Source organism: Alteribacillus iranensis, assembly GCF_900113025.1.
Lineage (GTDB): Bacteria > Bacillota > Bacilli > Bacillales > Marinococcaceae > Alteribacillus_A > Alteribacillus_A iranensis.
In genome coordinates, this window is the sequence record NZ_FONT01000003.1 from 114,991 (window position 1) to 137,668 (window position 22,678).

The window sequence follows — 22,678 nt, forward strand, 5'->3', positions numbered from 1 at the left end:
GGACTAACGATATCGAGACACTACCGTATTTATATAGGTTAAAGGAGGAGCAGTATGAGTGATATAAAGTTTAAAAGACACCGCCGTCTTCGCCGGACAGCAAACATGAGAGCACTTATTAGAGAAAATGTCGTCCGAAAAGAGGATTTTATTTATCCCATTTTCGTTGTAGAAGGGGAAAATATTCGAAAAGAAGTCCCTTCTATGCCTGGTGTGTTTCATGTCTCATTGGACAATCTATCAGAAGAAATGAAAAAACTTGAGGACAACGGCATTTTGGCTGTCATTGTGTTCGGAGTTCCTGACCATAAAGATGATTGTGGCAGTGAAGCATATGCAAGAGAAGGGATCGTGCAAAAAGCAATACGCCATATCAAAAGCAACCATCCGAGCCTGACCGTTGTAGCGGATACTTGTCTCTGTCAATATACCGATCATGGCCATTGTGGAGTCATTGAAGATGGAGTCATTTTGAATGATCCGTCACTGGAATTATTAACAAAAACGGCGGTCTCCCAAGCGGAAGCGGGCGCCGATATCATCGCTCCGTCAAATATGATGGACGGGTTTACCGCGGCAATACGTGAAGGGCTGGATGAAGCCGGCTATACGGATATTCCTATCATGTCCTATGCCGTAAAATATGCTTCCGCTTTCTATGGACCTTTTCGAGATGCAGCTCACAGCTCCCCATCGTTTGGAGACAGAAAAACGTATCAAATGGACCCGGCAAATCGATTAGAGGCATTGCGTGAAGCTCATTCAGATGTAGAAGAAGGTGCCGACTTTTTAATCGTGAAACCATCGCTATCTTACTTAGACATTATGAGGGAAGTGAAAGATGAGACAGGGGTTCCCGTTGTTGCGTACAACGTCTCAGGAGAATATGCGATGATAAAAGCGGCAGCTGAAAAAGGCTGGATCGATGAACGGGAAGTAGTCATGGAGAAGCTGACAAGCATGAAGCGTGCGGGTGCAGATTTAATTATTACGTATTTTGCTATAGATGCAGCACAGTGGATCGATGAAGCAAATGCCTAAATATTAAAGGAGGAACGAGAACGTGAAGTCATTCGATAAATCTCTTCAAGCATTCGAGGAAGCTAAACCGTTAATGCCAGGTGGCGTAAATAGCCCTGTTCGTGCATATCAGTCTGTTGATCATGCACCTGTATACATGGAAGAGGGAAAAGGATCCAAGATTAAAGATTTAGATGGCAATGAATATATCGATTACGTACTCTCCTGGGGACCGCTTATCCTTGGTCATGCAGATGATAATGTCGTTGAACAACTAAAAAAGATCACTGAAAAAGGGACTAGTTTTGGTGCCTCCCATGTCCTAGAAACTAAATTGGCAGAGTTAGTGATTGAACGAGTACCGTCTATGGAAGTGGTACGCATGGTGAATTCCGGGACTGAAGCAACGATGAGTGCTTTACGTCTCGCCCGCGGATATACGGGACGCGATAAGATTGTTAAAATGGAAGGCTGTTATCATGGTCACGGAGATTCTCTCCTCATCAAGGCAGGATCCGGTGTAGCTACACTTGGACTTCCAGATAGTCCCGGAGTACCCGCTTCCGTTGCTCAAAACACACTAACAGTCCCATACAACGACTTAGAAAGCCTTGAATTAGCATTCGATAAATATGGTGATGAAATTGCTGCCGTCATTTTAGAACCAGTTACAGGGAATATGGGGGTTGTCCTTCCAGAAGATGGATTTTTACAAGGTGTCCGTGATATTACGGAAAAACACGGAAGTCTGCTTATTTTTGATGAAGTGATGACTGGGTTCCGCACAGGTTATCATTCCACTCAAGGATTGTATAATATTACGCCGGATCTTACTTGTCTTGGTAAAGTAATTGGTGGAGGACTTCCGGTAGGGGCTTACGGAGGTAAGCGTGAAATTATGGAACAAATCGCTCCGAGTGGTCCTATTTATCAAGCTGGAACTCTTTCCGGTAACCCGCTCGCGATGGCAGCCGGTTACGAAACCATTAAACAGCTAACCCCTGAGCACTATGAAACCTTTGAAAAGTTGGGAGAACAACTCGAGGAAGGTTTAAAACAAGCAGCATCAAAACATGGAATCCCTCATTGGATTAACCGGGCGGGATCTATGGTTGGCTTATTCTTTACAGATGAAAAAGTAATGAACTTTGAAACAGCAAAGACTTCGGATGTAAACTTGTTCACCAAATATTTTAAAGAAATGATGCAAGAAGGGATTTCTCTTCCTCCTTCCCAGTTTGAAGGAATGTTCCTTTCCACCGCTCATACAGAAGAGGACATTACAAAAACAATAGAAGCAGCTGAAAAAGCATTTGCAAAAATAAAATAAACTGAATGACAAAGCCGGGAATGTGTCGTGTCACACATTTCCGGCTTTTTTGTTTCTAAGAGGAGGTGGAGAGAACAAGGATAGGATAACGCCAAGGGAGGAAAGGCCGATCATAAAACCCATAAGATACGTGAATATGAGCCGAATTGGCCATAGGCTACTCCAAATGGAAGAGGTCCGAAAGCGGATCCTAACACAATTGCCGTAGTAGCCATACTTTTTAATTGACCAAGGTAATTCACAAGCAACATGAGGACAGGAAGAAGAGTTCTGTTCATAGACTATAAAGAAAGAGCATATATTTGAAGGGATAGGTAATGGACGGAATAGAAAGAGAGAATCTTAGCAAGAGACTGACTCCGTTCATCAGACAACCATGTGAGACAGTTAATTGGGTTAATGAAAATAAAGGAGGGCCGTCATGGGAGCGGATCATTCGACTGCATTAACATTTAATTTGGAAGAAACGGTGTGGCTTGACCAAGGACAACGGATGAAAGAGTTGCTATCTCTCGCAATTGAACCTGACATTCACATTGAAGAAAAACAAGAATATGTCGCAATTAAAGGGGGACTTCGTTTAAAAGGTGAATATATTCCTAGTCAGGAAAGAGACGAAATATCCCAGACCGAAATAGATGTACCTCCTCCGCAATACTCGGATCGCCAATTGGAGAGAGAAGACGGAATTGGAGAAATCAGACATTACTTTCCTGTAGATGTGACGATCCCTCTCCGCCGTATTCACAATTTAGACGATGTGTACGTACAAATAGATGGGTTTGACTATGACCTTCCAGAATCCGATTGCATCCAGCTTACAGCAGATGTAAGTATCACTGGCATGAAAAATGAGGAAGGAGAGGAAGAAACGCAAGAAAAAAATACGCAGCCTGCAGAAATAAGTGATCCCCTGCCTCGATGGGAAGAGAACGTTACCATGGAGCCGGAGAAAGAAGAAAAACGGGAAGCTGCACAACCAGAGAGACAGCATGGTGAAGAGGAAGATCTTCCTTTTAAAGGAAACGTAGAGATGGAAACGAAAGAGGAAGAAGCCCAGGACAAAGAAGGAATTCAGACGAATCGTGAATGGAGAGAGGAAGAAAATATCGAAGAAGAAGAGAGTGTCCCTTCCAGGTCAATGGACCAACCGACTATGTCTAGGGAGGAGCACATTGTACAGAACAATGACGAGGAACAGAAGGTATACGAACTAGAACATGAGGAAAGGGATGAGTTTTCAACACCTACGAACGAAGAGGAAGGTCTTAGTAACGAAGGTGACATTGTTACGGCTATTCACAGTCGTCCGCCGGAAGACACGTTAACGCAAAACATCCAAGATGAAGAGCTGAGTGAAGACACAGAGGTTACGGATGAAGAAGAAAGCCAGGAGGAACACAGCAGCGGAAGAGACGAGAATGCATTGTATTTAACAAAAATGATGACGGACGGAGAGGAGGATTTTTCCCGCGTCACGATGTGTATCATTCAAGAGAACGAGTCTCTAGATACCATTGCTGAACGTTATCAGCTCACCATAAGTCATTTACTTCGATACAATCGCCTAGAAAACGAACATTTGGAGGAAGGGCAGATCCTTTATATCCCTGCCAGTGCTGCCCGCAGTAAGAAAAATGAACAATGAATTAGCTAATATCCTATCCAACTATCCTATTCACCCTATAAGCTTAGATTCGCAGGGGAAGGTGACACGGATTGAAGCGAGGGAAGGACAATTTGCTTTAAAAAAATCGAAAATGAAACAAAATCAAGCGGAGCGCTTTTTCCATACGCTCCGTTTTTTTGAGAAGAATCAAGTACCTACTGTCCTTCCAGTATTGCATACGAGGAGGAATGAGAAGTTTTTTTACGACGATGGGTTTGTGTATTACCTTACACCATGGGGAGAAGATTGTAGAGATCTTCAGAAGGAAAATGAATGCTTTAAGACACTGGCTTTATTTCACCGGTTTACAGAACAAAGAGAAACGATCAAAGAAGAGGAGTGGGAAAAACGAAACGATCAATTTAGGAAGAATAGAGACGCAGATGTCTTAGCACTAGAAGCGTTCGCAGATGAAATAGAAAAAAAACGATATTATTCACCATTTGAATTAGCGTTTCTTATGCATTTTCCATTCCTTTATCGTCTTCATAAAGATTCATTATATTGGTTTCATAAATGGACGGATGCTGCATCGATGAAAGGGACGTTGAAAATGGTTTGTTGTCATGGCAAGCCTTCTGCTGATCATTTAGTGCGTGACTATAAGGGAGAGTTCAAGTGGATTAATGTGGAAGCATCCGGGAATGGTCATCCTCAACATGATGTAGCTCATTTATATAAATCATGTTTAAAAGAGAATCAGTGGGAGCCGGTACAAACTTATTCCTGGATTCAAAGTTACAAAGAGAATGCAGCAACCTTTGATTCAGAGGATGAATTTTTATTGAAAAGTCAACTTTTAAATGAATCACCGATGTATTCATTCCTAGAAAAAGCGCGTAGACGCCATCCAAGTGAAGAGCATATTTGGACGTGGCAGCTAGAAAATCAGATGGTATGGCTGGAAAAGGTGAAGGAGACAGTAGAAAAATGGCCGGCCCCCAAAAAGGAAGAATGAACGTGCTTGTCTTTAATGCATAAAATAAACCGTCCACCAGTGTTATCCCAAGATGAAACTGGTGGATTTTTTCGTAAGATAGGAAAGTATACGATTCATGAAGTGATGTCTAACTTCAGGCGCCATCGGCTCGAGGTCGCTTCAACCCGTTCTGCGGCGGCAAAGCCTCCTCGACGGGTCTCCAGCGCTTGTCGCCGATAGGCAGGCGCCTTGTGCTTTTCTTGTTGAAGTTTTTGTGCATATCCGTGTGTTTATCCATCTGTTTCCAATCCACTAATTTTGTTGGTTGATAGCATTCAGGAAGAGAGAATTCACCGCCTTGAAGGTCTTTTTAGAGGAATGCAGTACTAGGCCATAAGAAGGGGTCTAGCATTTAAAAAGGAGTCGTAGAGACACAGTAAAAAAAGAGACAGCAAAGAATGATAAGGAGCACCACATCAAATGTAGTAGGCAAAATAATAGTACGTATTAATTGAAAACCAACAAGAGGGAGTAATATTTGAAAACAAATTAATTTCAGTTTTCTCCACCAGTAAGGTCTACGTCGAAAAGGTCTCTTAGGTGGTTTTTTTGGTGGTTTATATGGGGGACGCGGCGGTCCGGGATAGGGCGGGTAATAGCTCATACGTCCACCTTCTCATCGCAATAATCTTTCTAACGGTATATGCGAGCGAAAGCCTTTTTGTGATAAGAAAAGTGTTACCCTTGGATGGAGAGAAATGAAAGCGATTGACAGCCCAATGAAAATTCTATATTATGACGAGGGGACTTATCATGATAGAGGGGAGTATGGGATGTAGCTATGAAAAATTTTAAATTTTATTTATTTATAGGAGTAGTGTCTCTGTTAAGTCTCCTCGCTGCTTGCGGGGGAGGAGCTGATGAAGAAGAGGCTTCTTCTGGAGGAACTGGAGAAGGAACCGAAAGTTCATCGGCAGAAAACAATGAAGCAGAATTTAACTTACAGATTGGACACATCGCACCTGACGAGCATTCTTTTACCGTTGGGATTGAAGAGTTTGTGAAGAAAGTGGAAGAACGTACGGATGGTCGCGTATCTTTCGAAGTGTTCGGGAATGGCCAGCTCGGAGGAGAACGTGATTTGATTGAACAAGTCCAACTGGGTTCTCTTGATATGACAGTGGTTACCGCTGGCCCGCTTGGAAACTTTGTTCCTGAAACTACCGTGTTAGAAATGCCATTTTTATTCCGCGATGTAGAACATGCTTACCAAGTGTTGGATGGAGAAGTTGGTCAAGAGTTGATGGGCCGCATAGATGAGCAAGGTTTCAAATCGATTGGCTGGTGGGAGAACGGAATGCGCCATAGTACGAACAACGAACGGCCAATCCAGTCACCGGAAGATATGGAAGGCTTAAAAATGCGTACGTTGGAAAATGATATTTATACGGAAACATATCGATCTTTAGGTACTGATCCTACTCCCATTGCATTTCCTGAAGTGTATACATCTTTGCAACAAGGAGTAGTGGATGGATTAGATGCTTCATACGGTGTCTTTTATACAACAAATCTCTACGAGGTTCAGAAGCATTTTAGTGAAACAGGGATATACTATGCAGCTGCCGCAGCTTTAATGAATGCCGATGCATTTGCTTCCCTTCCTGAAGATATTCAGGAAGTCATCATGGAAACTGGCCAAGAAGTAGCTGCTTTTCAGCGCCAGGTTAACTTGGATATGGAAGAAGAGCAGAAGGCAGATATCAAGGAACGCGGAGTAGAAGTAGTAGAGGCTGAAGAAATAGATAGAGAAGCATTTCAAGAAGCCGTTCAACCTGTTTATGATGCCTATGATGAAGAGTTTGGTGAAATGATTAAAAGAATACAAGAAGTAGAATAATATACAATGAGAAACCTCCAAGGCTTATTAAGCCGGAGGTTTCTTTCGATAGACAGCATTATCACATTTCCTTTATGGTACTCTTCATTGACAGGAGGCACTTTCATGAGACAAGCAACACATAAACAGAGCCGGGGCCATGTACACCAAGAGCCATTTCAGCCTGCAGATCTCCTGTGGTGCTAGGCCCCGAAATAAAGTTAATGCAAGCGGGAAGGTTATCCTCGTTGTTTTGTTTGTCCATCAATTTCATGGCCTCCGACAAGTGGGGAATAATATGTTTAACTGATAACACTGCTACGTATACGGGAGGGAGTAAACTAACGAGTCTACCAAGCGAACATCCGTTCGTAATAATAAGGGTACCACTTTCGGCAATGCCAAAGTCTGCAAAGGTAATACCAATATCAGCGGCACTAGCAGCTGTTCGTAAACTTTGCTCGTCTTTGTTTTTATCCCAGCACGTTAAATAAGCGCCAGTTTCAGCCGCTGTATATCGAATAAATGAAGTATCATCTTGTTCGTCTCCCCAGCTTATTATAGATTGGGAGCCTTCTCGCTTCACTATATTTGTTAAATGATTAGCAAGTGTGTCATATGTGCACGGGTGTACGTCTATTTTCAAGGCTGTGGCTCTCTCTGTAAATGTGTGTATTAATTCATGATCGGTGTAGGATACAGATTTTCTAGGAGCGGAAAAGCGGGCGGGAGGTTGGACGCTGGATCGACGTTCCCTACCCATTTTGTCGGCAATCGATTGAAAAAATGTTTCTCTTTTTATCATTAGAATTGTCCTTTCTCGGAGTAGCGGAGTAACACATGTGTTGTAAGGTAACTATAACAAAGGGAGACACGTATTGAAAATACTGACATTTTTATAGTATATTCATAGAGTATGAAACATCAAGGTGATAGAATAGAACAGAATATTCAATTCTGAATATTCTAAGCTTTTAATCTGGGGGAGGCCTTACGCCATATGGCTCATGACATTTCATTTGATCAACGAGTGGACCAGGCCGTACATGATACTTCTTTGCAAGAGGCTGTTCATTTGACTCAAGACCGTCTTCGTACGGGAAGAATAAAAGCAGCGGGTGAGCTTGACAATGTGGACGAATGGAGACAAATGGCTTCAGACATTCGTTCCCACACCATTGAGAATCTCGACAGTTATTTAGAGCAATTTGCAGATAACGTCGAAGCGAATGGCGGGCATATACATATTGCAGTAGATGATAAGGAAGCAGTCACGGTCGTGAACAGAATACTTAAGGAAGTAAATGCTCAGTCCGTAGTAAAGTCTAAGTCCATGGTAGCCGAAGAAATTCACTTAAATGAAAGCTTAGAAGCTTCTGGTGTTAAAGTGACAGAGACTGATTTAGGAGAATATATTATTCAGCTTGCGGATGAAAAACCATCTCACATTATTGCGCCAGCGATACACAAAACGAGAAAACAAGTGACAGAGCTTTTTTCAAAAGAAGCAGGATATCAGTTATCGGAGGAAGCGGAGGAATTATGTGATTTTGCCAGAGGAAAGCTCCGTCAAGAATTTTTACAGGCTGACGTCGGTATTAGCGGTTGCAACTTCGCAGTAGCCGAAAGTGGGTCCGTTGTCTTGGTAGAAAACGAGGGTAATATTCGCTTAACGACCTCTCTGCCTAAGACACATATTGTCTTAATGGGAATGGAAAGAATTGTACCAGGGTGGAAAGAATTAGATGTCGTGTTGTCGATGTTGCCGAGAAGTGCAACGGGTCAACGTCTTACTACTTATGTCACTGCTGTTAATAGCGCTAGACAACCATTGGATGTGGACGGACCTGAAAATCTGCATGTCGTTATCATAGATAATGGACGCTCTGACATACTAGGTACCGCCTACGAAGAGGTATTAAAGTGCATACGATGTGGCGCTTGTATTAACGTGTGTCCTATATACCGCCATATTGGGGGTCATGCATATGGGAGTGTTTATAATGGGCCGATTGGGGCGGTACTTTCTCCTCTATTAGATGATTATGAAGAAACGAAAGAGTTGCCTTTCGCATCGAGTCTTTGCGGCGCTTGTACGGATGTTTGTCCAGTGAAAATCCCACTTCATGAGTTGTTAATCGAACATCGAAAAGATGAAGTGGACAAAGGATTTGCTGGGAAACGTGAAGGGATGACATTTGACATGTTCGGCAAGATGACCACTAAGCCATGGTTATACGCCAAAGGAGTAAAATGGGCTCATGCTGCTACCAAGCCGTTCAGTGAGGAAGATGAAATAACGAAAGGGCCTTCCCTTCTTCGCGAATGGACGAACTCAAAAAGCATGAAAAGACCACCCAATATGTCTTTCAGAGAATGGTGGGAGCGTGAACGGAAGGAGTGAGAAAGTAAACAGAATGAGAGTGCGATAAACTGACTCACCATTTATAAAGAGAAATATTTTTTAAGTAAGGAGAGCAAAGTCAATGTGGAAGCGTTTTATAACAATACTGAACAAAGCTAGTGAAACAATTAGTGCATCGCTGCTTGTACTGATGGTAGTTCTTATATTCATGCAAATTGTTTCAAGAGGTCTGTTCGGCACTTCTTATTCGTGGACAGAGGAAATTTCACGTTTTTCCATGATATGGATTACATTTTTAGGAGCCAGTATTGCCTTTCAATATACAGCTCATATCGGCATAGATTACTTTGTGAAAAAACTCCCAGCTATTCCAGAGAGAATTGTGAATATCATAGGAGCTCTCATATGTGCTTTCTTTTTCGTCGTGTTGGCACTAAAAGGATTTGAATTAATGCAAGGAGCAGGAAGTCAAGGCTCCCCAGCTTTACGTATCCCGATGAATTACGTGTATATCATCATTCCAGTTAGCGCTGTTCTAATGCTGCTTAATTTAGTTGATGTTACTTGGAAACGGTGGAAGACTACTACAAATAACGAAGGGATTATGGAATAATGTCTATTTTTTTATTCGTCGTATTTATACTGCTTATTTTCATAAACGTCCCTATTTCCATTGCTCTTGGGTCCGCATCCTTAATATTCTTTCTCGTGAGTGGGAATTTTCCATTAGAACTTATCCCTCAACGAATGTTTGCTGCTCTTGATTCGTTTCCTCTCATGGCAGCTCCTTTTTTCATTTTGGCAGGAAAATTGATGGAGCATGGAGGGATTTCTCAGCGATTAATTGATTTTGCTCAAAGTTTGGTAGGACAACTAAGAGGAGGGCTGGCCCACGTAGGGATTGTAACGTGTATTTTCTTTGCAGCACTTTCAGGGTCTGGCTCAGCAACTACTGCAGCCGTAGGGAGTATTTTAATACCGTATATGGTAAAAGAAGGGTATGATAGAGCCTTTTCTACAGCAGTCCAGGCAGCTGGGGGAACCACCGGTATCGTCATTCCTCCTAGTGTACCGCTAATCCTTTACGGGGTGTCTGCCGGAGTGTCGGTAAGCAGCTTGTTTATCGCTGGTATTATTCCAGGTCTTATGATTGGTTTATCTTTAATTCTTGTAAGTTATGTGATATCAGTAATTAAAGGATACCAAGGTACACAAGATAAAATGAATGTGAAAAAGTTGGCTGTCTCTTTTAGGAAAGCTTTTTTATCTTTGCTCATGCCAGTGATTATTTTAGGTGGGATATATGGAGGTATTTTTACTCCTACGGAAGCTTCTGTCGTCGCGGTTGTTTATGGGTTCTTTATTGGTTTTTTCGTATATCGCCAAATCAACTTTTCCGTGTTACGTGAAATATTAGTTTCTTCTGTTGTTACAACGTCTGTTATTTTGCTCCTTATCTCAACGGCTTCTTTATTTGGAATGATATTAACAAGAGAGCGAATCCCACAAACGGTTGCGGAAACATTTATGGATAGCCCGCTAACACCACTAATCATTATGTTGTTAGTGAATGTATTTTTATTAATTGTAGGAACATTTATGGAGACCATTGCTTCTGTTATTATATTAACGCCTATCCTGCTTCCTGTCGTTACGGGCCTTGGCATGGATCCTATCCACTTCGGAATTGTTATGATTGCAAATTTATCGATTGGGTTAATTACACCGCCTGTAGGCATTAATTTGTTTGTCGGCTCACAAGTCGGTCAAGTTCCATACGAAAAATTGGTGAGAGCTATTTTACCATTCTTAGTTATGATGATCGTAGATGTGTTGCTCCTGACATTTTTACCAGGAATCAGTATGTTCCTCGTAGATGTGCTCGAATCATAAAAAGATACTTTTATCAGAAGCGGTCACCTCAGTTGCGCGCTTTTGATAATAGGAAGCTTAATGAATGAGGAAAGATTACTTAGCTGGTGACGGTCACCCATGACACTTGTCATATAAAATTCCTGACAAATATGACTATGTCATCCTGCCTCCTTGTACTATCCTTAAGATAGAAAAAAGGGGGCAGCTATGAATAACAAACTAAAACAAAAAGAACTTCGAAACAAGGTTGCACCTTTTGCAACATCTGACCGAAAAAAAAGTATGATACAACTGATGAATACGATACCGCCGTTCTTTCTTCTTTGGTTTCTAGCTTATCAAAGTCAATCCATCTCCATGTGGTTAACGGTTTTTCTAGCAGTGATTACAGGAGGATTCGTCGTACGAATCTTTATTATTTTCCACGACTGTGCACACCAATCTTTCTTCTCGAGTAAAAAAGCGAATCAGATATGGGGAACGATTACTGGGATAATTACTCACTTCCCGTTTGAAAAATGGAAAAAAGAACACGCCATACACCATGCTACGAGTGGCAATTTAGACAAACGAGGAACCGGTGATATTTGGGTTATGACAGTAAACGAGTATATGGCAGCTTCTTTTTGGAAAAAAGTAAAATATAGATTGTACCGAAATCCATTTGTTATGTTTGGGTTAGGTCCGTTTTTTCTATTTTTTATTGACAATCGGATCAATCGGAAGAAAGCAACTAAAAAAGAGCGATGGAATACATATTTTATTAATGTAACCATTGTTCTTATCTATACCATTGTTATTAGTGTGATTGGATGGCAGGCTTTTCTTCTCATACAATTACCGATATTGTTTGTAGCAGGTTCCGTAGGGATATGGTTGTTTTATGTACAGCATCAATTTGAAGACTCCTACTATGAGAACGAAGAAGAATGGAACTATGTTAAAGCTGCTGTGGATGGGAGCTCGTATTATAAGCTTCCGAAAATATTAGAGTGGCTGACAGGAAGTATCGGCTATCATCATGTTCATCACTTAAGCCCGAGAGTTCCTAATTACCGCTTAGAAGACGCCCATCACTCAAACAAACCGTTACAAGAAGCTACAACGATAACGATACGAACCAGCTTGGAATCCGTTCGGTTTCGTCTGTACGATGAGGCAGCTCAAACATTTGTAAGTTTTAAAGATCTAAAAAAACAACATGTAAAAAAATCTGCAACGGGAGTCATATTAAATAATAATACAACGACCTAATATGGTATAAGTCCCCTCTGCACGTCAGCAGGAGGGGACTTTTGATATACTTAGTGACATGTTGAATTGTACACATTGCGAGGGATAGAACATATGAAAAACTGGTTCCACATCATTCCAAAGAACACCGGACTTAGCTCGTATATATGGGTTATATTTTGTATCCTGCCCTTTTATTTTATTTTCAAATCGTCTTCTATTATTGAGATCTTGTTTGGTATAACGATGATTTTTCTCTTTTTTGGATCGTATCGTTTATCTTTTATTTCTGAGGGCTGGCCTGTGTATATATGGGTATCTATTAAGATGGCTATTAATATGGTCATGACTATTTTGTTTGGATATGTGTATTTTGCTTTATTTTTAGCATTTTTTATAGGAAAGATTCAGAGGAAAATAGGATTTTGGGTGCTGTACGCTATTCATATCGTAAGTACATCTTTAACTATTGTTGTTAGTGTGCTAAGAGATCAATCCCTGATCATGTCTCAGTTGCCTTTTATTGTGATCACTGTACTTGGAGTAGTGATGCTTCCTTTGTCCATTCACAATAGAATCAAGAGAGAGGTATTAGAAGATAAGTTAGAAGATGCCAATGAAAAGATTTCACAGATGATGGTAATGGAAGAACGACAGAGAATCGCACGTGACTTGCACGACACGCTCGGACAAAAGCTGTCCCTCATTGGTCTGAAAAGTGACCTTGCTGGCAAGTTAATAGAAAAAAATCCCGAGAACGCTAAAGAAGAAATCAAGGATATTCACCAAACGGCAAGAACAGCCTTGAAAGAAGTGCGTGAGATGGTTTCTGATATGAAGGGAACAACAATAAAAGATGAGGTAATTCGTGTGACCCAGTTATTAACAGCTGCTAACATTGAAGTAGATATGAAGGGAACTCCTCATTTAACAGACACACCCTTATTAGTAGAAAATGTACTAAGTATGTGTTTGAAAGAAGCTGTTACCAATATTGTTAAACATAGTGAAGCATCAAAGTGTGATATTTATATGAAAGAGTCTGAGGATGAAGTAATAATGGAAATTAAAGATAATGGAAAAAAAGTAGATCGAGACATCGTAAAAGGGAACGGGTTAAGAGGGATGGATGAACGCCTGGAGTTTGTGAATGGCAGTCTTACCATTGAAGTAACCAATGGTATGTCCCTCACCATTCAAGTTCCCAAAGTCATTCAGCAGGTTACAAAGGAGGAGTTTTTATGATTCGAATTGTAATCGCTGAAGATCAGCGCATGCTTTTAGGGGCTCTTGGTTCCCTGTTAGATCTAGAAGAGGATATGCAAGTAGTCGGTAAAGCAGGAAATGGACAAGAGGCAATTAAACTGGTAAAAAAGTTACAGCCTGATATTTGTATGATGGATATTGAGATGCCTGTGAAGAGTGGTCTGGACGCAGCGGAAGAACTAATGGAGGACACGTGCAAAGTGATTATTTTAACTACATTTGCTCGTGCAGGTTATTTTGAAAGAGCAAGGAAAGCAAAGGTTCAAGGATACTTATTGAAGGACAGCCCCAGTGAGGAGTTAGCCAATTCCATACGTGTCATTATGGATGGGAGGCAGGTGTATGCCACGGAATTAATAGATATTGCATACGAGAGAGTGGAAAATCCGTTAACGGATCGAGAACAAGAAGTGCTTCAATTAATCTCTGAAGGCAAGACAACGAAAGAAATAGCTTTAGAACTTCATTTGACTTCGGGCACGATTCGAAATTATGTGTCGGTTATTTTAGATAAATTGGAAGTGAGTAACCGCATTGAAGCTGTATCAAAATTTAAAGAAAGAGGCTGGATTAGGTAATTTTGTCAAGATTTGTGTCCGAATGGGGCACCTATTACTATCGAAGGAAAAACGGAGAAGTAATGAAAAAAGTCCTGAACAAGAAAACGAAGCAGAGACCTACTAATAATTATGGGGTCTTTGCTTTTTTTAAAAGGATTTTAAAAGAAAATAAAGAATTTTTAAAATAGGGAAAGTATAAAAGGAGGCGAATAAAAAAACAATGGGTTTACTAATCAAAAACGGAACGATTGTAACGGCGGTAGATGAATTTGTTGGGGACATATTTATCGAAGGGGAGAAAATAAACGCGATCGGAAAAGAGCTAAACATAGAAGCAGACCAAGTAATGGATGCGAAGGGAAAATACGTCCTTCCTGGAGGAATTGACCAGCACGTTCATTATTCTTTTGATTTTAAAGGAGAACGAGTAAGAGGATTTGAAACATCCAACGCAGCAATTGCGGGCGGAACTACTACTGTTATTGAATTTGTTAACCAGGAACAAGGAAAAGGAATTGCCGAGACCATCGAACAGTATGATAAAGAGGAAGTATCAAAGTATGCCATGGCTGACTATTCTTTCCATGGTGTGATTTGTGATCCTCGGGATGAAGTGTTTGAAGAAATTCAGAGTCTGCCTGAAAAAGGAATAACGACGGTTAAATTGTTTATGGCTTATAAGGGACTCCCTTTCCACAGTGACGATGAATCTATCTACAAGGCGCTTCGTGCTTCAAGAGACGCTGGTGTTACTGTAATGGTTCATGCTGAAAATGCAGATGTTATTGACACATTACAAAAAGAGTGTGTCGAAGCAGGAAATACAAGCCCGTATTATCATGCTGTTTCCCGCCCGCCACTTGTAGAAGTGGAAGCGACTCAACGAGCGATTAACCTTGCGAAAATGGCGGACGCACCAATTTATATTGTTCATGTTACGGCAAAAGAGGTAATGGAATCCATCCGTGAGGCACACAATGAAGGATATCCTATATATGGAGAAACGTGCACCCATTATCTCGTACTCGATAAAGAGGATTTAGCAAAGCCAAATTTTGAAGGAGCCAAATATGTTTGCTCTCCGGCTCTACGTTCAGAAAAGGATAGAACTGCACTCTGGGAAGCTATTAACAAGGGCTGGTTAAATGCCGTCAGTTCAGATCATTGCGGCTTTAATTGGAAAACACAAAAACATATGGGGATCCATGATTTCACCAATATACCAAATGGCTCACCGGGGGTACAGGACCGATTAGAAATACTTTGGACCTACGGGGTAAACAAAGGGATTATTTCAAAGCAAAGATTGGTCGATCTTTTCTCCACCACTCCCGCTAAAAATAACGGACTGATTCAAAAAGGACATTTAGGCGTAGGGTATGATGCGGATATTGTTATATACGACCCAGATCATAGAAGAATAATTTCAAACGACAACAGCTTGCATGGCGTGGATTATAATACGTATGAAGGAATGACAGTAGAAGGAAGAGTAAAAGACGTATTTTTAAGAGGAAAACGAGTCGTTTCGGATGGTCAATTTATTGGTGAATATGGAGACGGTAAATTTCTGCATAGCGAACCATATGGATTGTGCTACGAAGGACAAGAGAAAAAAGAAACAAGCACCTCTTCCTAAGGGAAGACGAATACCTTCGCTTAGTGAGTAACGCTATGACGGGGGTATTTTTGTTACAGAACAGTTTATTATAAACAATTGACGGTTATGTAATTTATGTGTATCTTAAAAAAAGGAATGATTTGCTAAATCTTGTAAATAATTGAATAAGTTTCAAAGTGGAAGGCGTTGATTAACCATTGGCAGCACAAGAGATAAAAAAATATGCGCTGGCACTTTTTATTGAAAAAGGATTCGAAGGGGCATCTCTTACTGATATTGGCAACAAAGTTGGCATAAAAAAACAATCCATTTACTTTCATTACAAAAATAAAGATGATCTTTTTCTGCAAATCGTGAAAGGGACGGTGATGGAGGAGTTGGAGTCATTAAACCGTTTCTTCGAGGACTCCTCAACAGATAAGTCTCTTCATGACCATTTGTTACATTATATTTATCATGTAAAAAACAGGTACGAAGACCCGGATGATAAAAAAATTAAATTCCTTATAAGAGTTATGTTTTCTCCTCCCCATCATCTGAAAGATACGGTTATGTCGTATATCATGATTTTTTATCGGCGTCTGGAACAAATTGTTTTATCGCTATACCGCAATCATGAAGAAGAGATACGAGTGGACGCAGAGGATGGAGCCTTATCTTTTATGAATTTTATAGATGGTCTTATGACAGAACTTGTCTACGTCAACAGCCAAAGCTTTCAAAAGCGATTAAGTGTTTGCTGGGATATATATTGGTGGGGGATTAAGAAATGTAATGAAGGAACGTCCCAGTAAGGGAGGTTCTTTTCATTTTACAATGAGACAGCTGGCATGGGGAGTACCCCTGCCAGCTTTATCCGAAAACAGAATGAATTAGCGATCGCTTTTTACAGATTGATATCCTTTATCTGCTCTTTTGAAATCATTGGGGTATCTGACTTCCTGGGTAGAGCTAAGCCCGTTATTACGATCGGTCATTTGTTTATGAGGTGCTTTTTCGTCAGCCATGTGAAACTCTCCTTTCTTTGATGAAGAAACCACATACTCTTACAACGATGTGGTTTTATGTTTCCCAACGTGCCTTTTTTCTAAACCTGGACGATCTATGTTTACATTGGTAAAAAATTGTCTATTAGCCATACATAAGGTGTTTTCATACAGGTTGGTAGACGGTGGGGAAAACGATTGGAGGGTAAAATATGCTTACACAATCACAAATAAATGAGTTAAAAGAAATGCTTCTCGATAGGAAGAGAGAATATCAAAACCAACTATCTGGCGAAGAAAATAATACAGAGAACAACCAAAGAGCGGAAGGAATTGGAGAGATATCTAATATCGATAATCATCCAGGTGATGAGGCAACAGAGTTATTCGAACGAGAGAAAGACACAGCATTGAATAATTTATCAAGAGAAAAGTTAGATCAAATCGAAAACGCCTTACAAGCGATGGATGAAGGAACGTATGGTATCTGTGAAGTCGGGGGAGAAGAAATACCTTTTGAGCGACTGCAGGCTGTTCCTGAAACGAGACGATGTGTCAAACATGCAGAAGATGAAGCAATTTCCAACGGAAGAGCGGTAGAAGAAGATGTCCTTCAGTCATCAGTCCATACGAAGAACCGGCGGGAGGAGGTTATTTTTGACCGCGAAGATTCCTGGGATACAGTAAGTGAATATGGGAGTTCGCAGACACCTTCGGATGTGCCAGAGTCGATGAAAGAATACGGAACGGAAGGGGACACAAGAGAGCATCCTGGTAAATCAGATGAAGTGGAAGATAAACCGGTTGCTGATTTAGAAGGAAAAGACACCGGTCTTACTGCCGAACGGAAAGAGCATAATGATGGCAGCAGGAATAGATATGAAGATAGCTAAAGAGAGCAAGCAGGGGAATGACCCTGCTTGCTCTTATGTCGAGCTTCCTTAAGGGGGGCTGTGCTACACTGTATACAGGAAAGAGGATAGAGAGGAGGGGATGGCGTGGCGTGGTTATTTGTTTTAGGAGCAGCCATCATAGAAGTATTTTGGGTTGTTGGACTAAAGCATTCCGACTCTTTTTTAGATTGGAGCGGTACTGTAGCGGCGATTATACTAAGCTTTTACTTTATCGTAAAAGCATGTGAAAAGCTGCCGGCAGGTACGGTATACGCCGTTTTTACAGGGTCAGGAGCAGCTGCTATCGTCCTTGTTGATTATCTCGTATTCGAAGCGGCTTTTTCATGGCAGCAACTCGTATTCATTGGTCTTATCATTACAGGAGTAATAGGAATTAAAGTAACAACAGAGGAACAGGAAGAACCGGCACACGCTGAGAAAGGAGAATAGCGATGGCTTGGTTATTTTTAATTGTTGCAAGTTTTGGAGAAATTTTTGGCGTTATGAGTATTAATCTATACATACAGAAAAAGTCGTTGCTGTGGCTTATGGTCATGGTAATAACATTTGCAGGCGGATTCTTTTTTTTGTCTCTTGCTATGAGAGAGATACCAATGGGAACAGCGTATGCCGTGTGGACTGGTTTAGGAGCTGCTGGCGCAGTACTTTTAGGCATAGTGTTTTTTGGAGAATCCGCCGGTTGGAAACGGATTCTCTTTTTAGCGTTTATAATCGCCGGTGCTGCGGGACTAAGAGCTGTACAATAACCTGTCGTGTCGTACCTTCTTAAAAGATAGAGCAGTTTTCATTACGTATTCGCTCATTGTGTGGCGGTAAGCTCCTTTGCTAGCAAACGTCGCCGATAGACGGGCGTCTTTCACTTTTCTTATATTGTTATATATTGATGAAGGTCTTTCAGTTTCTTCATAAAGGACGATTCATTCATCGCATGAATGTATAACTGTTCTATTTTTTTAGTACAATCTTGTGCCTCTTTTAAGTGTTGAATCCCTTTTTTCATGTGAGATTTATAGCGGCGGTTGAGCGACTGTATCTCCTTTTCGTATTTTTCATCAGTTCCTGGCATGACAGCGATCGTATATAAATCAATAACCTCATCTTCCTGCCGTTCAGGGAAATATTCATGGGGATCGGTACTATCGAAAATACATACACTTATATCTCGAAAAATAACCATATCCAGACTATCTGGGTCAAAACCGCAATGATAAATCTCCATGTCTACTCCGAGTTCTTCTGCGACGGAAATGATACGCTTTAAAAACGTGGATTTCCCGGTGCCGGCGCGTCCTTTTATAAAATACCTTTTCATCAGTTTTTCGGTGAGATTAGGGATATAATCGACTACCCCTTTCGGCGTTGAAGCACCAAAAAAACGATGTTTGTATTGTGGCCCTTTTTCTTTTTTCTCAACGGAATGAAACAGAATATCAGCGAGTTCATCAGCTTTATGGTCTGCTTTCGAAAAGTCCATGTGGTTAATATAGATATCCTCTAACCCATCATGTATACGTAATCCTGTTTGAAACGACCTGTGAGAGGAGTTCAATAGCCGTTGCCTTCTGTTTTTTAAGCGATGAAGTGTCTTATTATCCAATTTTTCCCTATGAAAGATATCATCTACTGTTATTTTTTTAACGGAAGCATGGTTACCTTGAAAGACGTGAGACAAACCACCGTATACTCCTACCTTCCATTGCGGGAGAACAAAGCCGTCGAGATAATTTTCATCATAGGAGTGGATGATTTCGAGATCATATTCTTTCTCCGAACATGTTTTTATAAGTTCATTCATTAATCTTGTTTTCATGGAAACTGACTCGCCTTCTAAAAATAAAACATGATCGAGCTCTTGAAAGTTCGAAGCATACAAAGAGTAAAACCCTTTTGCTGTATGATTCCCCGCGTAATAATGCAGTATGTCCCCCACGAGAACACCCTCCTTTACATGACTCACGATGTGTATCTGTGGAACAGTGTATGCAAACGAGGAAGGGGGGGTGCATGCCTATGTTTGAAGGCAGGGTAGCATATCCATTTGGCATCACGTAAGCCTTCAGTTATCCACTGCTCTCGCCAGCGATTGTTATGTCAGGTCATAAAGCAAAATCCCATCTTTTTTAAACGTATATATGTGGCCGTTCGTTTCTAAATAATCCAAGTGCCCAATGATTTCTGACATAACAAGTGGGAATTGCTCGTTATATCTTTTAGCATAAAATGTCCTAGCTAGTGCATCAGCAGTTCTCGTGCCATTCTGTATAAGCAGGCGTAGTTGATTTGCTTTCTCTGCTATTTCTTTTTCTCGTTTCCTGACTAAGGAATGATGGTCTTTGATGAATTCTCCATGGCCAGGAAGAACGAGTGGAGAGTCAAGTGTCAGAGTCTTGTTATACGATGCCATATGTTCCAGCAGCGATTGTGGGCGATTTCCACTTGTGTCAGGCTCTATTAAAGCATTGCTTGAAATGTGACTTATGAGAAGGTCACCGGCAAACAAGCGGTCCGATACGTGATCGTAAAAAGCAACTTGATCGGGAGCGTGTCCAGGTGTTTCTATCACTTGCAAGCCAAATATTTCCTCTTTTTCCCGAATGGGTTGTAAATCAGCTTCGATTGCTTGTCCGGCATTCTTTTCTTTCGCTTCCCGTAAATAGGAAATTTGTTCTTTTCCTCTTTCTCCGCAACCAGCTTCTTTATAGAGGGTCTCGAAAAATGAAATGCGTCTTTCCATAAAGTCCGGATTTCTTCTCAGTCTCGGAATACCTTCCGGGTGTATGAACACAGGAATTGGATGGTCTTCTGTAATACGATTAATAAGCCCTACGTGATCGACATGGTGATGAGTTAATAAAATGGCAGTCAAGTCTTTTATATGAAAATTATTTTCTTGTAGTACTTCTTCCAAGGCGTTCCAGGAAGAGGAGCTATTGATACCTGCATCTATTAATACAAGAGAATCGCCAGTTTGGTATAAATAAAAATTAAAGCTTTTTAAAGAACTTTTTGTCGGCACGATGACAGGATATAAAGAGCCATTACTTGAAGAAAGAGCCATTGGAGCATCACTACCTCTCATTCCGTTTTTCCTCATCTTACCAAACTCAGGGAAAATTCAAAATTAAAGGGTCAACAGGGAGAGAGGGAAACGAATGCTTTGAATAATAGTAAAATTATTTATTGAAATTATATTTCGCATACAATGATAATAAAAAGTGTTATAATGACGAAGGAAATGCCTGAATAGACTGAAAAGGAGTGATTCTCATGAAAGCAGTAATTGTCACAGAACTAGGTGGACCAGAAGTATTACAAGTACAAGATGTAGAAAAACCAGAGATTAATCAAGACGAAGTTCTTGTTAAAACGGAGGCCGTTAGTGTGAACTTCGCCGACATCAAAGCGAGACAAGGTGCTTTTCATGGAGTTAAAGGAGCTGGATTTATTCCTGGAATGGAATGTTTCGGCACCGTAGAAAGAGTTGGCGAGGGAGTAACAGGAATAAAGGTCGGCCAACGTGTGGCGGCTTTTACGACAGGAGGCTCCTATGCTGAATACGCAAAAGCGAATGAAAATGTTACATATCCAGTACCAGACGGAGTAGATGCAGAGACAGCAGCTGCTTCTCTCATGGTAGGAGTGACAGCTTACAATGTTTTAAGAAATACAGCACGTATTCAAAAAGGTGAGACCGTGCTTATCCACGCAGCAGCTGGAGGGATTGGCACGACTGCGTGTCAGCTGGCAAAAAAATTCGGGGCTAAAAAAGTGATAGGAACAGTAAGCAGTCTGGAAAAGGCAGAAGCAGCCAAACATGCTGGTGCTGATAAAGTAATAAACTATAAAGAAGAGGACTTTGTCCAGCAAACGTTAGATGAAACAGAAGGAAAAGGAGCTGACGTCATTCTTGATACGATTGCTGGCGAAAATTTCAATAAAAGCCTGGAATGCTTAGCACCGTTTGGAAGAGCTGTTATCTTCGGCCATGCTAATGATGATTCTGCTCCAGGAACCGTGAAAACGAATATGTTACACGCTTCATGCCGCTCTGTGCTCGGTTATAGTACAGGTACATGTATTAAAGAACGTCCGGAAGCTTTAGAGGAAGCAGCCCATGAAATTTTTCGCATGCTAAAAGATAATGAGCTGGATGTGTATGTCTCTCAAACATATTCCCTTGACCAAGCTGCAGAAGCCCATGCACATATCGAAAGTAGAAAAAGTAAAGGAAAAATGTTGTTAAAAATCTAATGATAGGCAGAGTGAAAAGCTCTGCCTATTTTTTTGCCGTTTCATATTGAATATTGATTTTGAAAACATAATGCTATATATTTATATATAACATATAAATATACTTGGTTTTAGAGGGTGAGGAATAAAAATATGTCAACAGAACAATTAATGAAAGTAGCAACAGAAGGTCAATGGGAAGGTGGAGTGAAGACTTCTATTTCCGTAAGGGATTTTGAACCGCTTATCGTTGATGAACCGGCCAGCTTGGGTGGAGGAGATGAAGGTCCTAATCCGGTCGAATATGTACTTGCCGGCTTGTCCAGCTGTACGTCTGTTATGATTGCACTTATCGCAAAGGAACAAGACTTTACTTTTAATGGAGTAGAGTTTAAGAATGAGGGTGATATTGATATCAGGGGATTGCAAGGAGTAGAAGGAGTCTCTCCACACTTTCAAGAAGTTCGATTCGATGTGATTCTCGATACAACGGAAAACGAAGACAAGATTCAGCAGTTAAAAGAAGCGGTCGAGAAACGTTGCCCGGTAATGAATCTACTTCGTGATGCGGACATCCCTGTGGAAACAAAATGGCTGAAAAAACTATAATAAACGATAGGAGCTGTTCACACATTGAAGTGTACAGCTCCTGCTTTCTTTGACGAAGGCTTCTTGTGCAAGTCAGGCCAGGGTGCTTACGCTTTTCTTACTTATATTGACTTGTCAGGAATTACACCGTAAAATATGACTAAATGCGATAACAGGGAAGAGTACTTTCATGTCCACCTGTCCAGAGAGAAAAATCCTTGGC

Annotated in this window: 22 protein-coding genes and 1 other annotated feature (1 of these 23 cut by a window edge); of the genes, 18 read left to right on the forward strand and 4 right to left on the reverse strand. The window is 40.9% G+C overall.

Annotated features, from left to right (window positions below; all coding sequences use genetic code 11):
• Positions 1–54: 54 nt before the first annotated feature.
• The 5 genes from hemB to dctP all read left to right on the forward strand — a co-directional run bounded on the left by hemB (position 55) and on the right by dctP (position 6,838).
• Positions 55–1,041, forward strand: a complete 987-nt coding sequence (hemB, locus tag BM095_RS08260) for a porphobilinogen synthase (RefSeq protein WP_091660149.1) — start codon at positions 55–57, stop codon at positions 1,039–1,041.
• A 22-nt stretch (positions 1,042–1,063) separates the two neighbouring features.
• Entirely contained in the window at positions 1,064–2,350 is a 1,287-nt protein-coding gene (gene hemL, locus BM095_RS08265; RefSeq protein ID WP_091660152.1) for a glutamate-1-semialdehyde 2,1-aminomutase, read from the forward strand.
• 421 nt (positions 2,351–2,771) lie between these two features.
• Positions 2,772–3,998 carry a stage VI sporulation protein D gene (gene spoVID, locus BM095_RS08270; protein WP_091660155.1) on the forward strand — a complete coding sequence of 409 codons (1,227 nt, stop codon included), beginning with the start codon at positions 2,772–2,774 and terminating at the stop codon, positions 3,996–3,998.
• A gap of 61 nt (positions 3,999–4,059) precedes the next feature.
• Entirely contained in the window at positions 4,060–4,977 is a 918-nt protein-coding gene (locus BM095_RS08275) for a protein kinase family protein (protein WP_091660157.1), read from the forward strand.
• A gap of 802 nt (positions 4,978–5,779) precedes the next feature.
• Positions 5,780–6,838, forward strand: a complete 1,059-nt coding sequence (gene dctP, locus BM095_RS08285) for a TRAP transporter substrate-binding protein DctP (RefSeq protein ID WP_091660162.1) — start codon at positions 5,780–5,782, stop codon at positions 6,836–6,838.
• Between the two features lie 103 nt (positions 6,839–6,941).
• On the opposite strand, the gene BM095_RS08290 is transcribed toward dctP, so the two are convergent.
• Positions 6,942–7,622: a LutC/YkgG family protein gene (locus BM095_RS08290; protein ID WP_091660165.1), complete on the reverse strand. Its 681-nt coding sequence runs from the start codon at positions 7,620–7,622 to the stop codon at positions 6,942–6,944.
• A gap of 195 nt (positions 7,623–7,817) precedes the next feature.
• Here BM095_RS08290 and BM095_RS08295 point away from each other — a divergent pair, with 195 nt between their 5' ends.
• The 8 genes from BM095_RS08295 (at position 7,818) to BM095_RS08330 (ending at position 16,531) form a co-directional block, all read left to right on the forward strand.
• Positions 7,818–9,221 (forward strand): LutB/LldF family L-lactate oxidation iron-sulfur protein, encoded by a 1,404-nt coding sequence (locus BM095_RS08295; RefSeq protein WP_091660167.1) that lies wholly within the window; start codon positions 7,818–7,820, stop codon positions 9,219–9,221.
• A gap of 82 nt (positions 9,222–9,303) precedes the next feature.
• Positions 9,304–9,795: a TRAP transporter small permease gene (locus tag BM095_RS08300; protein WP_091660170.1), complete on the forward strand. Its 492-nt coding sequence runs from the start codon at positions 9,304–9,306 to the stop codon at positions 9,793–9,795.
• On the forward strand, positions 9,795–11,075 hold the full coding sequence (locus tag BM095_RS08305; RefSeq protein ID WP_091660173.1) for a TRAP transporter large permease: 1,281 nt from the start codon (positions 9,795–9,797) through the stop codon (positions 11,073–11,075). The genes BM095_RS08300 and BM095_RS08305 overlap by 1 nt, the downstream gene beginning before the upstream one ends.
• Positions 11,076–11,264: 189 nt before the next feature.
• A complete protein-coding gene (locus tag BM095_RS08310) occupies positions 11,265–12,311 on the forward strand; it encodes a fatty acid desaturase (RefSeq protein WP_091660176.1) in 1,047 nt (348 codons plus the stop codon).
• A gap of 93 nt (positions 12,312–12,404) precedes the next feature.
• On the forward strand, positions 12,405–13,535 hold the full coding sequence (locus BM095_RS08315; protein ID WP_091660954.1) for a sensor histidine kinase: 1,131 nt from the start codon (positions 12,405–12,407) through the stop codon (positions 13,533–13,535).
• Complete coding sequence (locus BM095_RS08320; RefSeq protein ID WP_091660178.1) at positions 13,532–14,134, forward strand: response regulator transcription factor; 603 nt, start codon at positions 13,532–13,534, stop codon at positions 14,132–14,134. Before BM095_RS08315 ends, BM095_RS08320 begins: the two co-directional genes overlap by 4 nt.
• Positions 14,135–14,336: 202 nt before the next feature.
• Positions 14,337–15,755, forward strand: a complete 1,419-nt coding sequence (gene hydA, locus BM095_RS08325) for a dihydropyrimidinase (protein WP_091660181.1) — start codon at positions 14,337–14,339, stop codon at positions 15,753–15,755.
• A gap of 179 nt (positions 15,756–15,934) precedes the next feature.
• Positions 15,935–16,531 carry a TetR/AcrR family transcriptional regulator gene (locus BM095_RS08330; protein WP_091660183.1) on the forward strand — a complete coding sequence of 199 codons (597 nt, stop codon included), beginning with the start codon at positions 15,935–15,937 and terminating at the stop codon, positions 16,529–16,531.
• Positions 16,532–16,609: 78 nt separating this feature from the next.
• Here the strand turns inward: BM095_RS08330 and BM095_RS08335 are convergent, their stop codons facing one another.
• Complete coding sequence (locus BM095_RS08335) at positions 16,610–16,744, reverse strand: YfhE family protein (protein ID WP_091660186.1); 135 nt, start codon at positions 16,742–16,744, stop codon at positions 16,610–16,612.
• Between the two features lie 191 nt (positions 16,745–16,935).
• Here BM095_RS08335 and BM095_RS08340 point away from each other — a divergent pair, with 191 nt between their 5' ends.
• From BM095_RS08340 to BM095_RS08350, 3 genes are all read left to right on the forward strand, one after another.
• Positions 16,936–17,616 carry a TraR/DksA C4-type zinc finger protein gene (locus BM095_RS08340; RefSeq protein WP_091660189.1) on the forward strand — a complete coding sequence of 227 codons (681 nt, stop codon included), beginning with the start codon at positions 16,936–16,938 and terminating at the stop codon, positions 17,614–17,616.
• A 105-nt stretch (positions 17,617–17,721) separates the two neighbouring features.
• Entirely contained in the window at positions 17,722–18,066 is a 345-nt protein-coding gene (locus BM095_RS08345; protein ID WP_091660192.1) for a DMT family transporter, read from the forward strand.
• Positions 18,067–18,068: 2 nt separating this feature from the next.
• Positions 18,069–18,383 (forward strand): DMT family transporter, encoded by a 315-nt coding sequence (locus BM095_RS08350; RefSeq protein ID WP_091660194.1) that lies wholly within the window; start codon positions 18,069–18,071, stop codon positions 18,381–18,383.
• 119 nt (positions 18,384–18,502) lie between these two features.
• On the opposite strand, the gene BM095_RS08355 is transcribed toward BM095_RS08350, so the two are convergent.
• Both BM095_RS08355 and BM095_RS08360 read right to left on the reverse strand, forming a co-directional pair.
• Positions 18,503–19,567: a hypothetical protein gene (locus BM095_RS08355; protein WP_091660197.1), complete on the reverse strand. Its 1,065-nt coding sequence runs from the start codon at positions 19,565–19,567 to the stop codon at positions 18,503–18,505.
• A 156-nt stretch (positions 19,568–19,723) separates the two neighbouring features.
• Complete coding sequence (locus BM095_RS08360) at positions 19,724–20,716, reverse strand: MBL fold metallo-hydrolase (RefSeq protein WP_245757852.1); 993 nt, start codon at positions 20,714–20,716, stop codon at positions 19,724–19,726.
• Between the two features lie 188 nt (positions 20,717–20,904).
• Here BM095_RS08360 and BM095_RS08365 point away from each other — a divergent pair, with 188 nt between their 5' ends.
• Both BM095_RS08365 and BM095_RS08370 read left to right on the forward strand, forming a co-directional pair.
• The gene (locus BM095_RS08365) at positions 20,905–21,888 is read left to right on the forward strand and encodes a quinone oxidoreductase family protein (protein WP_091660200.1); all 984 of its coding nucleotides are present in this window, start codon (positions 20,905–20,907) and stop codon (positions 21,886–21,888) included.
• 132 nt (positions 21,889–22,020) lie between these two features.
• On the forward strand, positions 22,021–22,476 hold the full coding sequence (locus BM095_RS08370; protein ID WP_091660202.1) for an OsmC family protein: 456 nt from the start codon (positions 22,021–22,023) through the stop codon (positions 22,474–22,476).
• A 139-nt stretch (positions 22,477–22,615) separates the two neighbouring features.
• Positions 22,616–22,678, forward strand: a binding site (T-box leader); it runs 175 nt beyond the window's last position.